This window comes from Streptomyces gilvus (assembly GCF_022513565.1).
GTDB lineage: Bacteria > Actinomycetota > Actinomycetes > Streptomycetales > Streptomycetaceae > Streptomyces > Streptomyces gilvus.
In genome coordinates this window covers 191,511-204,664 of the sequence record NZ_JAKWBE010000001.1, presented here as the reverse complement: position 1 = coordinate 204,664, position 13,154 = coordinate 191,511, and the positions used below count along the sequence as shown (strand labels likewise).

Genomic DNA, 13,154 nt, shown 5'->3' with positions numbered 1-13,154 from the left:
CACTCCACCGTACGGCTCCGCCCGGTGGTGATGTGCGCCAACGCGGGAATTGGTCGTCCGCGACCGCCCCCGCGCGCCGGGCGCACGCCGGGCCGCCGTCAGTCCTCGTGCCCCAGGTGCAGGTCACGCTCGGTCCGTCCGCCGCCGGCCACCTGGAGCACGGTGGCGACCGGCGGGTAACCGGCGGCGATGACGGTGTACTCGCCGGAGGACAGATCCACGAACCGGAACGTTCCGTCGGGTCCGGTGGTGAGGGTGTCGACGACATTGCCCGCCGCGTCGAGCAGCGTCACCCGCGCGTCCTCGACCGGTCTTCCGCCGCCCGCGCGCACGGTCCCACGCAGCACGGCGCCCCCCGCGAGCTCGACGTCCTGGCGTGTCTCCCGGGCGGCCTGGACGGTGACGGGGAGCGCCGCCGGCCGGAAGGCGGGGGCGCTCGCGGCCAGCGTGTACTCCCCGGCCACCAGCTCGGTGATCACATAGCCGCCCTCGCGCGAGCTGCGGGTGGTGGCGACGACCTCGCCGTGCACGTTGGTCAGGGTGACGGCGGCGTCCCGGACGCAGCTGCCGTCCGCGGTGTGCACGGTGCCGGCGAGACGGCCGGCACCGCCGAGCACGATGTCGAGGTCGACCGGCCGTTCCCCCACGGTGACCGTGACGGCCTGCGGCTGGTGGCCGCCCGCGGCGGCGATCAGCACGTACGAGCCGGGGCCGGGGGTGGCGAGCGCGTATCGCCCGTCCGCTCCGCTCGCGCCCCGCCCGATCTGCGCTCCGGCCACGTCGATGAGGGTGAGCGCCGCGCGGGGGACCGCGGTGCCGTCGGGGTGCTGCACCGTGCCGCACACGGGGATTCCGCCGGCGTACGGCGAACGGGCCTGCGGGATGGGGGTGTTGACGGTCGCGGGCTCCGGTTCGGCGGTGTTGTGGGCCACCAGGGGTTTCTCCTTGAGGAAGAAGGCGATCAGCAGGCCGAGGACGAGCACCGGCACGAGGTACAGGAAGATCCGGGGCATGGCGTCGGCGTAGGCCCGGATGTAGTCGTCGCGCAGCGGCGGGGGCAGCGCGTGGACGAGCTGCGGGGTGATGGACTGCGGGTCGGGCAGCCGGGCGCCCGCGCGCGGGGGCAGCCGTTTGGCGAGGGCGTCGGCCAGCCGGTCGGAGAAGAGGGTGCCGAAGACCGCGGCGCCGACGCTGCCGCCGATCTGCCGGAAGTAGTTGTTGGCGCTGGTGGCGGTGCCGAGGTCGGCGGGTCGCACGGAGTTCTGCACGGCGAGCACCAGGACCGGCATCACCATGCCGATGCCGGCGCCGAGGACGGCCATCCACACGCTGTACTGCAGCCGGGGCGTGTCGGCCTCCAGGCGGGACAGCAGCCACATCCCGACGGCCGAGACGGCGCTGCCGAGGACGGGGTAGATCCGGTAGCGCCCGGTGTGGCTGATGAGCTGCCCGGAGACGATCGAGGCGCCGACGATCCCGCCCATCATGGGCAGCATCAGCAGCCCTGACTCGGTGGCGCTGGCCCCGTCGACCATCTGCAGGAACGTCGGCAGGTAGCTGGCGGCGCCGAAGAGGGCGACGCCGATCACCAGGCCCACCAGACTGGTGACGTTGAAGACGGAGTCCCTGAACAGCCGCAGCGGGATGAGCGGTTCGGCGGCGAAGCGTTCGGCGACGAGGAAGAGCACGGCCGAGACGGCGGCCCCCGCGCCGAGTCCGAGGATGACCCGCGAGTCCCACGCGTACTCGGTGCCGCCCCAACTGGTCAGCAGGACCAGGCAGGTGGAGGCGGCGGCGAGCAGCAGCGCGCCGAGGACGTCCAGCCGGGCCCTGGCCCGCGGCTTCGGCAGTTTCAGTACGACGGTGACGACGGCCAGCGTGATCAGGCCGAAGGGGACGTTGAAGTAGAAGCACCACCTCCAGGAGAGGTGGTCCGTGAAGTAGCCGCCCAGCAGCGGCCCGGCGACGGAGGCGAGCCCGAAGGCGGCGCCGATGAGCCCCATGAACCGGCCGCGCCGCCTCGGCGGCACGATGTCGGCGATGATCGCCTGGACGCCGATCATGAGCCCGCCCGCGCCGACGCCCTGGACGGCGCGGAAGGCGATCAGCTGGTCCATGGTCCGCGCCCGGCCCGCGAGGGCGGCGCCGATCACGAAGACGACGATGGCGAACTGGAAGACGCCCTTGCGGCCGAACAGGTCGCCGAGCTTGCCGTAGACCGGCAGTCCGACCGTGGCCGTCAGCAGGTACGCGGTGATCGCCCAGGACATCCGGTCCAGGCCGTGCAGCTCGCCGACGATCTTCGGGAGCGCGGTGGCGACGATCATCTGTTCCAGCGCGGCGAGCAGCAGCGCCAGCATCAGTCCGAGGAAGACCAGCCGCACCCGGCGCGGGGTGAGTTGGACGCCGGCGACGGGTGCGGGGACGTGGCTCTCGGCGGGAGACACCTCGGGTCCGTCCTGCACCAGAGTCGTCCCGCTCACGTGCCGCTCCCCTCGTCGCGCCTGCCTCACATGTGCCGCCTGGGGCGACAACCACGGGCAAGCGCGACGAGTTACGGCACAAGGGCGTGACGCACCGAGATCCACTCGAACCGGTGAGGGCGGTCAACGCCCGCGAGGTCTCCGGGACTTACTTCTCGGTCTCGGTGGCCAGCCGGGCGAGCACGGCGTCGTAGATCCGGGCGAGGCCCTTGGGCGCGAAGGTCCTCTCGAAGAAGCCGCCGATGCCGCCGGCGCCGTTCCAGACGGTGGTGACGACCACACGGGACTTGCCCTCCCCGGCCGGGGTGACCGTCCAGGTGGTGACCATGGAGGAGTTGCGGTCCTTCTCGACGAGCTGTCCGTCGGTGGGCTCGCTGACGTCCAGGAGGCAGTCGCGCACCCGCTTGCTGGTCGCCTGGAGCTTCCAGTGGACGAGGGAGCCCTCGCCGTCGCCGCCCTCGCGCACCTCGTACTCGCTGAAGTGCTCGGGCAGCAGCTTCGCGCGCGTGCCGCGGTAGTCGGCGAGGGCGTCGAACACCTTCTCCGCGTCCGCCGCGACGACCCGCTCCGTAGTGGCCTCGACCTGCGCCATCGGTTTCCTCCAGGACTTGCTCAGGACTTGCTCTCTCGGGGTTGGGGCAAGCCAACCACCCCCGCCCACGGCCCCCCAAATCGGGGTGCCGTGCGGGTGCCCGAAGCGATCTCCCGGGCGTGCGAATCGATCGGAAACAGCACTTGCACTGAAAATCGAACAGGTGTTTCACTGCTGGGGCAGGTGCTACCGAGGAGGCGTCATGCGCTGGGAGAACCTCACCGTGGAGTCCGGCGGCCACAGCCGGGCGGCCGACGCCGCGCTGTTCGGCGCGGACGCCGTGGTCAGCCGTACCTTCGACACGCCCGAATTCCGCGGGAGCACCTTCCACGAGGTGCGGGCCCGTTCGATCATCAACCGGGTGCCGGGCGCCTCGCGCATGCCGTTCGAGTGGACGATCAACCCCTACCGCGGCTGCTCGCACGCATGCGTGTACTGCACTGCATGACCCTATTGAGCCCGGGAGGGCCGATGCTCAGCACTCCGAACGCGGACAAGGCCTGGAAAGGCATGACGAGATCATTCCCGACCCCCAAGGCGCCAGGCCAGTATGCCTCCCCGAGCAAGGCGGAGAGGACGGCTTACGCCGTGCTGCTGCACGGACCGGCTGCGCGCTCAGGCGGCGCCGACACGAGTCAGTGGCTACTGCTGCGCGACCGCACAGCGAAGCGCCGGTAACCGACGCACCAGCAGCAGCCACACTTCAGCCCGAGACGCCGTCGAGGCAGTCCTGGACCGGCCCGTACAGGCCGCGCGGAACCGGCCTGCGGACAGCGGTCACCGCCGAAGCCCTCACCTCCCCCGGCCACCACGGCAGGGTGAGCTCTCCGGGCCCGAGGCGCTGACGGGTGCAGAGGCCGTATCCGTCATCGGCCGTACGCCGGCCGAGGACTCGATCGACCGGCTCCTGTCAGCCGTCGCCAGCATGCGCGACGGCTGCTTCCGGCCGCACAACTGGGTCCAGCAGGTTCTGGACCGTCAGGTTTCCGTGGCGTTACACCACGGTTCCCCACGGCACCGGAGCCGGCGGCGGCAAGACCCGGCCCGCCCCGGCAGCGTGCTCAGAGTTCGTCGTGCGGGTTGGGATCGTGAGACCCAGATCAGCCGCGTCACCAACCCGGGCAGTCACCACACCTGGGGCGCGTATGGAGTCGTGATCAATCCGCGGGATTCACCCTCGTGACGAACGCTGATCACGCGGTCGACGGACCGTCACACTGGATGCGCATGCCGGTCACCCTGTGGGCAGGCCGATCTGGTCGCGTTCGAGTACAGAGCGCAGCTCCGAGAAGATCTGTGCGGCGGCCGGTCCTGAGGGACCGCCCAGGACGCCTGCGGTCAGCTCGGCCAGTGTCGTGGTAAAGGTCGCCTCCGCCGCCTCGACGAGTTGCAGGCCTCCGGCGGTCAGGGCCAGCAGTGACGAGCGGCGATCCGATGGATTGGTTTGCCGCATGACCCATGCCTGCTTCTGCAGGCGGTCGATGCCCTTGCTGGTCGCGCCGATCCCGATGGCGAATTCGGTGGCGAGGTCCGCGACCCGGGAGCCGGGGTGGTCGCGCAGGAAGCGCAGGAACTCGAACTGCGAGGTGACGATCCCGTGCCGCTCGCGAAGGCGGTCGTTCAGCGCGTTGTAGAGGCGTGTCTCGCAGCGGACGAGATCGGCGAAGAAGCCCGGGAGGTCGATCGGGCCACGGCTTGACTTGGATGCCATGGCATATATTCTAATCTATATGCCTAGGCATATAGTGCCTTGGCATGCACTTGGGATGGAGGCGACAATGAGCAGGCAGCAGCGCGCGGAGGTCGACGCGATGGTCCGACGGCCTCAGCCGGAGGGCCCTCGGTCGGTGGAGGAGCTTCGCGCCGGGTTCAGGGCGCTGATGGGGGAAATGATCGTCCCGGCTGGGATCAACACACGGACTGCGACGCTCGGCGATCGCCCCGCGGTGCTCGTCGAGCCGGTCGGCACTCCGAAGGCCGGGACGATCCTCTACTTTCACGGTGGCTCTTACGTGGTCGGTTCACCGGAGACGGCGATGTCGCTGACGGGGAACCTCGTGGCCAGGACAGGGTTCAGGGCGTTCTCCCTGGATTACCGGCTTGCCCCTGAGTGTCCGTTCCCGGCCGCGATCGAGGACGGACTGAGCGCCTACCGCGCACTTCTCGACAGCGGCGAAGACCCTTCGGCGATCGCGTTCGCCGGGGACTCCGCCGGCGGCGGCCTCACCGTCACCACCTGCCTCGCCGCCCGCGACGCAGGCCTGCCCATGCCCGCCGCCATCGTGGCGTTCTCCCCCGGGCTCGACATGACCCGGACAGGCAGGAGCATGGACACCAAGGCGGGCATCGATCCGTTCTTCACGCGTGAGGGCCTGGAACACACCGGTTCCATGTACCTTGCGGGACAGGATGCGCATCAGCCCATGCTCAGCCCCGCCACCCTCGCCGACCTGACCGGCTTCCCTCCGATGCTTCTGCAGGCGGGCACCAACGAAATGCTCCTGGACGACTCCACACGCATGGCCACGCGCGCGAGGGAAGCCGGAGTGGACGTCATCCTGGACATCACCGCTGACGTTCCACATGTCTTCCAGGCGTTCGCGGGCGTCCTGGACGAAGCCGACGAGGTACTGGACCGCGCCGCTCTCTTTCTCCGTCAGCGCATCCGCACCAGGGGCACGGCACACGCGTCGGCAGGCTGAAGCCCGCAGGCGGTCTCGTACGGACCACCACGGTCCGAACCCCAGGCCCTGGCTCGCCGTTCCCATTCCTGGCAGCCGGCACCCCACCTCGCTCCGAGGGCGGTTCAAGACCCCGGGGAGCGCGTTCTCCGTGGGCGGTGGCTCACGCGGGGATGCTGGTTCTTCTTATGTGACGCGAGTGCAACTGACCGACAGGGGACGCCGCCCAGCGTTCGCAGCGCGTGCTCACCGTGGCGGCCGACGCACTGATCGAAGTGCTCTTGCCCGGGCGGACCCTGCCGTCCGAGCATGTCGTCGCCGGCCTGGCCGCAGCTCTGCGAGCCGGCGCCATGACCCTCTGCCGGCGGCTACCGAGAGACAGGTGACGGCCCTACCGAAAACCGGCCCCGACCGAGCGGCTTCGACTCCGAGCCGCCACCAGGCAGCCAGAACATCCCGGAACTCCCGCACGGCACGCTCATGGTGGCGCTGGGCGGGGATCACCTCGTACGGGTCCGGCGCGCGACAGCGGACCAGCCCGACGCGGTTGAGCCCCGGGAGCGAGGTCGGGGCGGCGATGGTGCGGTGGCAGGCGTGTTCGGTACCGAGGGGCCCCCGTGGGAGGCGGCGGCCGTCAGGTGTGACTCGGGTTGAGCTGGATGGAGGGATAGGACGGCGTCGGGACAAGGGCGCCGGCGGGGAACGAAGGAGCTGAAGTGGGCTTGGTCGGTTTGCCGTCGGCGTCGCATACAGCGGGATCGGTGGGGCTGTTCAGCTTGCTGTCGATCACACGGTTCGTGTGGAAGTTCTCCGAGTCGAATGTGAGGAGGCTGTCGCCCTTGACGATCCTGCTGGGCAGTTCCTTCTCGGTCAGGGGGCCGCCGGTGTAGTACGCCACCAGGCCGCCGACGCAGGGGCTCGGGTGACTTGAGTAGTAGCCCTTCGGCGGAGTCACGACCACGTCCCGGCGTCCGTCGACGCGCAGTCGTACGCGTTTCATGGCAGCCATGGTGAAGTAGTAGTCGGGGGCCGAGCCCGTCGGACCGTCGGCCCGGGCGTCGGCCGCGGACCGGTAGGTGAGCCGCCAGAACTGAACCTGGACGGTGATCGGTGCACACAGCGGACCGTTGAATCCCGCCGTGCTTCTCACGAACCCCAGTGCGCCCGTCGGATTTTCCTCCTGCACCAGCCAGGCAGCGATCTGCCGTTGGGTCCAGTCCTCGTCGGGGTGGCAGCCGTCGGCGTTGACCGGATAGGGAGGTGAGGGCAACGGCCGCGCCGAAGGCGTGGAACGGACGGGAGACACGCTGGTGGAGGGACTGGCCGATACGTCGGCTGCGCTGGTCCCATGATGCGTGCAGCCGGTCGCCAGCACGGCGACCGCCGCGCCCGCGGCGACCCGAGACCAACGGCCCGCGGCCGTGCGGGAGATGTTCACCCGCGCTCACCTCCCCGACGCACGACTCGCCGTCGCCTCATTCGTTTCTCTCCTCATCCTTCGTGTCAGACACCCCATGGTGCTTCCGGCGTGGGAAGTGCTCACCTGCTGGCGGCTACGGCACCGAGTCTCTCCGACCCTGCAGCTCCCATTAGGCGGGTCCGGCCCGGAAACCGGCGGACGCGGGAAATCGCCGACGCCTACCTGGGAAGTCCGTGCCGCCGTTTGCCGTAGTTGGTCATGGCTGTTGCAGTCCCTACGACCCAGGCCAGGGACAGGGACAGAAAGAACGCCCAGAAGCCCAGGCCGCCGTGCTCGTTGCCGCTGATCGCCCAGAGCAGCAGTGCCGCGGGTCCTGCCACCACAAGCGGCCCCAAGAGCCACCAGGTCAGGTAGGTGAGCATGATCTCCCCGCTGTCGAGGCGGGTCTCTTCATGCAGGACGTACCGGGTCAGGGTCCGGCTGCCGGCGCCCAGGGGGTGGTGCACGTCGGCGCCGACGGTGAGCCGGTAGCGGCGCAGCGGCAGAATGGGCAGGTCGAGGACGACGAACCACTGGGTGGCGTAGTGACTGCCGTCGCGATTGCGGTAGCCGAACCCGAGGAACTTGGTGCCGATGCCGTTCACCGTGGACACGCCGAGATCCTCCTCACACGACGACCAGCCTCGCGCGCGCTCCTGAGGGCACGAGTGTCGTACCACGGATGGCGACGTCACACGGCTGAAGCGATGCGCCGCTCTCAGCATTCCAGCTGGATGATCACCGGGACATCCGTGAAAACACCTAACTGTGGGCGGGTGGCGCGCTGCTCCGGGGCCGGGACAGGCGGCTCGCCGTCTCTGCACCGCGCACATGCGGCGCAGGCCCGCTGGCTGCTGCTGGGCGCCGCCGGGGGGCGATGAGCTTCCTCGGGTGGCAGGCCGGCGCGAGCCACGCTGGTGCGACGCGCCGGCAAGAGCGGCCGCCACCGTGTCCGACCCGGCCGCCACGGCGCACTGGGCGGAGCCGGCCGACTCCTGTGCCGGGCAGCTCCCGTCGCCCGGCCGACTTGTCTTCGCGCATCGGGCGCGCATGTGGGACCCCGTCGTACGAGGCGACATCGACAGCGCCCTGCACAGCGCGCGGCAGGCCGTCGAGGGATTCGCCCCCGGTGAGGAACGCGTCGAGCTGTGCCGCACGGTGCTCGACGCAGCCGAAGTCGCGGTGGGCGTGCGACGCACGCAGGAGGTGGTGGACTGGCTGGACCGGGCCGAGGCACTGGCCGGCCAGTACGGTTCGGCACAGCTCGCCGACACGGTCACGCGCCGGCGCCACGAACTCACGGACCAGCCCCGGTCACTCGCGCCGGAGGTGCCGCGGGCTCTGCTGTCGGCCGGGAGCGGGAGGTCGCCCACCGGGTCAGCAAGGGCATGACGAACCACCGGGTGGCGGAGGCCCTCTTCCTCAGCGTGCGCACGGTGGTGACCCACCTGAGGCAGATCTACCGGAATCTGGGCGTGGCGAACTGAGCAGGCCTCACGCATGTCTTGCTCACCAAGGGAGGAGGGGGACCCCTGACAGCGCGAGACAGAAGGCTGCTGCGAGCACGTGCTACGGGATCCTGATCACCCCTGGCCGCTGGCGTGGACATCAGCGGCGAGGACGCCGAGGCGGGTATCCGGACACCGAGTGGACGCGTTCGGAGTCGGCGTGGTGGTCAGACCCGTTCGGGCCGGGGCATGAGCACCGTCGGTCGCATGTGCCTTTACGTAGTTTCCCCGATGCCGGCGATTCAGGCGTTCCGGGAGAGTGGTCGTGCGTCCCTGCCCACAATTCCTGGCCGGCACACACGGCGGAGCGTGGCGCGACGCAGAAGGAGGACATGCGCATGACCACGCGGCCACCGGGCGATGCCCCGCTCACCGACCCGGCGGACGAGGTGGACCTCCCCTGGGTTTCCGTCAGGCCCGACAGCGGTACCAGCAAGGCTCTGCTGATCAAGGCGTCGCCCCTCCTCGCCATCGGGGCGCTGCGTGTGGGTCTCCTGATGGCCAGGGGACGCGGTACGTCAGCGGGGTCGGGGATGACGGGTCTGGTGATCGGGATCCTGGCAGTTCTGTTCCCGCTGCTCTGGGTCTGTGCGCTGATCGGCCTGCGTTGGGCCAACGCCGGCATCCGCCTGGAAGACGGCGTCCTGACGGTGCGCGACCGCTGGAACCGCAGGGTTCTGCATACCCCGGTGTCCTCCCTGACAGGGCTGCACACGGTCAGGGTGCCCGTCGACGGACCGCACGGCAGCCGGATCGTCATCACCTCCACAGCCCACCGGCCTGTGCTCATCGACGCCCGGCTCTGGGACGCGGAAGGACTCCGGGAGTTGTGGAAGCACCTCCGTCTTCCCTTCCAGGACCACGGTTTCCTCAAATGGCCTCTGCTGAAGAAGCGCTTCCCCGGGATACCTACGCCGTGGCGTCACGTCCACCACGTCCTGTCCACCCTGCTCATCGCGCTCGGCGGCATCGCATACATCGCCCTGATCGTGAACCTGCCCTTCCTCCTGTGACCGGCCGCAGACCCGTTGCGCAGCGGCACCGTCACGGGCGGCCAAGGAAGACCGGATTCGTCCACAGCCCCTCGGCCTGGCCGAACTCGCCCGGCACCGACCACCACCGGCTGCGGGTGCGGAGCTGCCAGATCGCGCTCTCGAACTGCTCCCGCAAGCCGCCCGGGGTGCGGGCCGGACCCACCGATCGGCAGACTCGCCCACTGCCTGCTCACTGACAAGGGCTGGTTCACGGGCTGCAGACGCCAGGCCGGCCTGCCGCACTCGGGCGCGGGCATATCCGTGGAAACTCGTACACGGCTGCAGAACAAGACCGGCTAGCCGCGACAACGAGGTAGGACCAGCGCGACCAGTCAGACGGTCGGCAGGTGGCCGGCTCCGCCGAGTGCGCGCGGCAGTGCCGCCCTGGAGCGGATGCCGAGCTTGCGGTAGATGCGGCTGAGGTGGGCTTCGACGGTCCTGGTGCTGAGGAAGAGCTGCTCCGCGATCTCCTTGGTGCGCTGGCCCTCTGCCGCCAGTCCCGCGATCTCCCGCTCTCGCTCGGTGAGAAGAGCCATCGTCGCCCGGGCGCTGGCCTCCTGCGCCGTTGTTACCGCCGCACCGGTGCTGGCGCAGGACGCCGACAGCAGGGTCCTGACCCTTGCCGCCTCCTCAAGGATCCGCTGTGAGCCGCAGGCCCGAGCGGCCTTTCCCGCCATGTTGAGCCACTTGAGCGCCTGCTGGGTGCCTTGGGCCGCGTGGATCGAAGGTGCCCCGGTCACCAGGGTCCAGGCGTGTTCCACCGGCAGGCCGGCGCGGCGGAACGACTCCGCGGTCTCGTGAAACAGTCCTGCCGCCAGACGGTGTTCTCCCTCGGCGGCGTGGAGCTCGGCACGGGCTCTGCGCAGGTGTTGGTGTTGCAGTTGCAGCCCCAACTGGTCGGCCACGGCCTCCCCTGTTGTGGCCCAGTCGCGAGCCGCGGCGAGGTCACCGCAACGCAGTGCCGCGACGCAGGCGAGGGCGAGGAGAGATGGCTGCCAGGCGCGCAGCAGCCGCTGCAGCTGCGGGCCGCCCTCCTCGACGAGGGTGCGCAGACAGCCTGCCGGGTCCCCGCCGAGGAACTGGGCGTGGGCGTGCAGGCCGACCGCCACGGATGCCCGCCATCCCCGCTTGTGCAAGGCGAGGCCGAGCCCTTCCTCGGCGAGTTCGAGCAGCTTGTCGGTGTCCCGCCGTGGACGTGTCAACAGCAGCCCCGTCGCCCGCAGGAGCATGGCGATCCCAGCGGCTTCGTCGACCCCGCTCATCCGGGCGAGCAGCTCGGCCTCCCCGGCACGGCGACAGAGGTGCTCCAGACGCCCCGTCAACTGGTCGAGATGGCACAGGGCCACCAACTGGTTGATCCGGATGAATCTCCGTGTGGCGCCCGTGGTGGCCTGCAGTCCTCGTTCGAGATGCCGGTAGGCGTCGTGGAAGCGCTCCTGGAACAATTCCGCGCAGCCGAGCATCGCGAGGACGTCGGGCATGGTGACGGCAGCGGCGTCCGGCAGGGCGTCCACGATCCGCGCGCACTCGGTGACTTCGGCGACGGCCTCGGGAAGGAGGCCGAGTTGGGTGTCGCCGAGGGCACCCAGGGCCCGCAGGTAGGGCACCGCCGGGCCCGTGGCTCCGGCAGCCTTCACCGCTTCTCGTACCAAGTCGCGTGCCTCGCCGTAGACGCCCCGGAACAACTGCACTCGCCCGTATGCGGTGATCAGTTCCGCTGCCTGCGCCGGCGGCGGAACCGGCAGCGGGCGGGGTAGGAGGTCAAGTGCCGTGCGCACCACTGCTTCGGCCTCTTGGTGACGGCCCAGCAACCGCTCCAGCTCTGCGCAGACGGCGTAGACGCTCAGCAGCAGGTCCTCGGAGAGATCGGCCTGATGTCTGAGCAGATCGTGGACCATGGAACGGGCTTCCTGCAGGCGGCCCAGGGACATGAGGGCCCGGCAGTGGTCGAGCACCAGAACGACCCGGGGGGCGCTGATCCGCTCTTCGGCGGGCAGGTGGTCCAGCGCCAGGCCCAACCAGCGGGCAGCGGCGGCGGGCGCCTTGGCCATGACCTCCGCCGCGCCCTCGACAAGAGCCTGCCGGGCCTCCTCACTGCCGGCGCCCACCAGGTGCTCGGCCTGCCGGGCACGTTGGAGCGCCGAGGTCCCACGTGTGGTGAGCAGATCCAGGGCCCGCCTGTGAGCGTTGACGCGCAGGGACGGCGAAGCGTGTTCCAGGGCGACGTGGCCGAGCACCGGGTGTCGGAAGACGTAGCCGCCGCCCAGGGGCAGCGGCCGTATCAGGTCCGCTTCGACGAGTTCGGTGAACGCTCCGAGGGTGCGTTCCAGACCGAGACCGGAGACTGCAGCCACGTCGTCCGGCAGGAAAGGATCGCCGAGAACGGCGGCGACCTGGACCGAGTGCGCGGCGTCAGCGGGGAGGGAGTCCAGCTCGGTGACGACGGAGGCGGCCTCCCGGAGCATGCCGTCCCGGTCGGGACCGGCACTCAGCGGCCACTCGTCCGGGTCCCACCGCGCCGCGACCAGGATGCGCAGCATCCGCGGGTTTCCGCCGGAAGCGGCGTGCAACTGCTCGACGTAGGTGCCGTCGACCACGGGTGTCGGAGAGGCCTGCCACTGGGGGTACGTGTTCTCACGCGCCGAGTGGGAGAAGGGCTGCGGGGAGACGGTGTCGGTACGGGACTCGCCGAGCAGGGTGGATATCGCCCGGCGGTCCAAGGAGGAGGGGGCCAGGCGGATGACCGAGCCGGTCTCGACTCCGTGCTCGAGCGCTTCTCTCAGCACCCGGCCCGACTGCCGCGGGCGGTGCGCCAGCGCCAGGACGAACGGGCCGGGCGGGGGCGTCCGCACAAGCCGCGCGATCAGGCTTGCGGACTGCTCGTCGCACAGATGCACATTGTCGAGGACAAGCACGCCGCCGCCCCGCGCAGCCCAGCGCCCCAGCACGCTCCGCACCTCGGCGCCCGCTTCGGCGCCGAGCTCCCGGGTGAGCGGAGGATCCCGCATCTCCAGGGCGTCCAGCACGTCGGTGATGACCTGGCCGGGTCGTGTCGTACCGCGCGCGGCGTGGACCCGCACCACCGGCGCCCCTGCCTCGGCAGCCCGCTCGGCGAGCAGACCGAGCAGCATGGTCTTGCCGATCCCCGGCTCTCCAGTGACCTCCAGGATCGCTCCCCGGCCGTCAGCCAGACCTCTGAGAACCGCGGAAAGACACTCGATCTGCGTCTGTCTGCCGACGAGAACGGCGCCGTTCTCGTCGGCCCGATCCTTGGGGGGCAAGTGGCGCTCTCCCTTCCCATGGAAGTACACACGAACGAGGACACCGTCTGTTGCCGGTCAATTCGGATATTAGGCCATCCCGTTGGCCGACTTGCGGCTTGAACGGTGCCCGGCGG

Annotated in this window: 11 protein-coding genes and 1 pseudogene; 5 read left to right on the top strand and 7 right to left on the bottom strand. The window is 70.2% G+C overall.

Annotated elements, in window-relative coordinates; genetic code table 11:
• Positions 1-98: 98 nt before the first annotated feature.
• Together MKW14_RS00925 and MKW14_RS00920 are read right to left on the bottom strand one after the other, a co-directional pair.
• The gene (locus tag MKW14_RS00925; protein ID WP_240858148.1) at positions 99-2,483 is read right to left on the bottom strand and encodes an MFS transporter; all 2,385 of its coding nucleotides are present in this window, start codon (positions 2,481-2,483) and stop codon (positions 99-101) included.
• A gap of 148 nt (positions 2,484-2,631) precedes the next feature.
• The gene (locus MKW14_RS00920) at positions 2,632-3,075 is read right to left on the bottom strand and encodes an SRPBCC family protein (RefSeq protein ID WP_240858146.1); all 444 of its coding nucleotides are present in this window, start codon (positions 3,073-3,075) and stop codon (positions 2,632-2,634) included.
• A gap of 202 nt (positions 3,076-3,277) precedes the next feature.
• On the opposite strand from MKW14_RS00920, the pseudogene MKW14_RS00915 reads away from it, so the two are divergent.
• A pseudogene (locus MKW14_RS00915) lies at positions 3,278-3,520 on the top strand (Rv2578c family radical SAM protein); the annotation flags it as partial.
• 789 nt (positions 3,521-4,309) lie between these two features.
• Here MKW14_RS00915 and MKW14_RS00910 read toward each other — a convergent pair.
• Entirely contained in the window at positions 4,310-4,786 is a 477-nt protein-coding gene (locus tag MKW14_RS00910; protein WP_240858144.1) for a MarR family winged helix-turn-helix transcriptional regulator, read from the bottom strand.
• Positions 4,787-4,853: 67 nt separating this feature from the next.
• Between MKW14_RS00910 and MKW14_RS00905 the strand changes: the two genes are divergently transcribed.
• Entirely contained in the window at positions 4,854-5,777 is a 924-nt protein-coding gene (locus MKW14_RS00905) for an alpha/beta hydrolase (RefSeq protein WP_240858143.1), read from the top strand.
• A 613-nt stretch (positions 5,778-6,390) separates the two neighbouring features.
• Here MKW14_RS00905 and MKW14_RS00900 read toward each other — a convergent pair.
• Positions 6,391-7,026, bottom strand: coding sequence for a hypothetical protein (locus tag MKW14_RS00900; RefSeq protein ID WP_240858142.1), 636 nt, complete (start codon positions 7,024-7,026; stop codon positions 6,391-6,393).
• A 368-nt stretch (positions 7,027-7,394) separates the two neighbouring features.
• Positions 7,395-7,829, bottom strand: a complete 435-nt coding sequence (locus MKW14_RS00895; RefSeq protein ID WP_240858141.1) for a hypothetical protein — start codon at positions 7,827-7,829, stop codon at positions 7,395-7,397.
• A 334-nt stretch (positions 7,830-8,163) separates the two neighbouring features.
• On the opposite strand from MKW14_RS00895, the gene MKW14_RS00890 reads away from it, so the two are divergent.
• The 3 genes from MKW14_RS00890 (at position 8,164) to MKW14_RS00880 (ending at position 9,736) form a co-directional block, all read left to right on the top strand.
• Complete coding sequence (locus tag MKW14_RS00890; protein WP_240858140.1) at positions 8,164-8,607, top strand: hypothetical protein; 444 nt, start codon at positions 8,164-8,166, stop codon at positions 8,605-8,607.
• Positions 8,604-8,702 (top strand): LuxR C-terminal-related transcriptional regulator, encoded by a 99-nt coding sequence (locus MKW14_RS00885; protein ID WP_240858138.1) that lies wholly within the window; start codon positions 8,604-8,606, stop codon positions 8,700-8,702. Before MKW14_RS00890 ends, MKW14_RS00885 begins: the two co-directional genes overlap by 4 nt.
• A 359-nt stretch (positions 8,703-9,061) precedes the next feature.
• On the top strand, positions 9,062-9,736 hold the full coding sequence (locus MKW14_RS00880; RefSeq protein WP_240858137.1) for a hypothetical protein: 675 nt from the start codon (positions 9,062-9,064) through the stop codon (positions 9,734-9,736).
• Between the two features lie 31 nt (positions 9,737-9,767).
• Here the strand turns inward: MKW14_RS00880 and MKW14_RS40795 are convergent, their stop codons facing one another.
• Positions 9,768-9,893 carry a hypothetical protein gene (locus MKW14_RS40795; protein WP_276618470.1) on the bottom strand — a complete coding sequence of 42 codons (126 nt, stop codon included), beginning with the start codon at positions 9,891-9,893 and terminating at the stop codon, positions 9,768-9,770.
• Positions 9,894-10,089: 196 nt separating this feature from the next.
• A complete protein-coding gene (locus tag MKW14_RS00875) occupies positions 10,090-13,038 on the bottom strand; it encodes a helix-turn-helix transcriptional regulator (RefSeq protein ID WP_240858136.1) in 2,949 nt (982 codons plus the stop codon).
• Between the last annotated feature and the right edge of the window lie 116 nt (positions 13,039-13,154).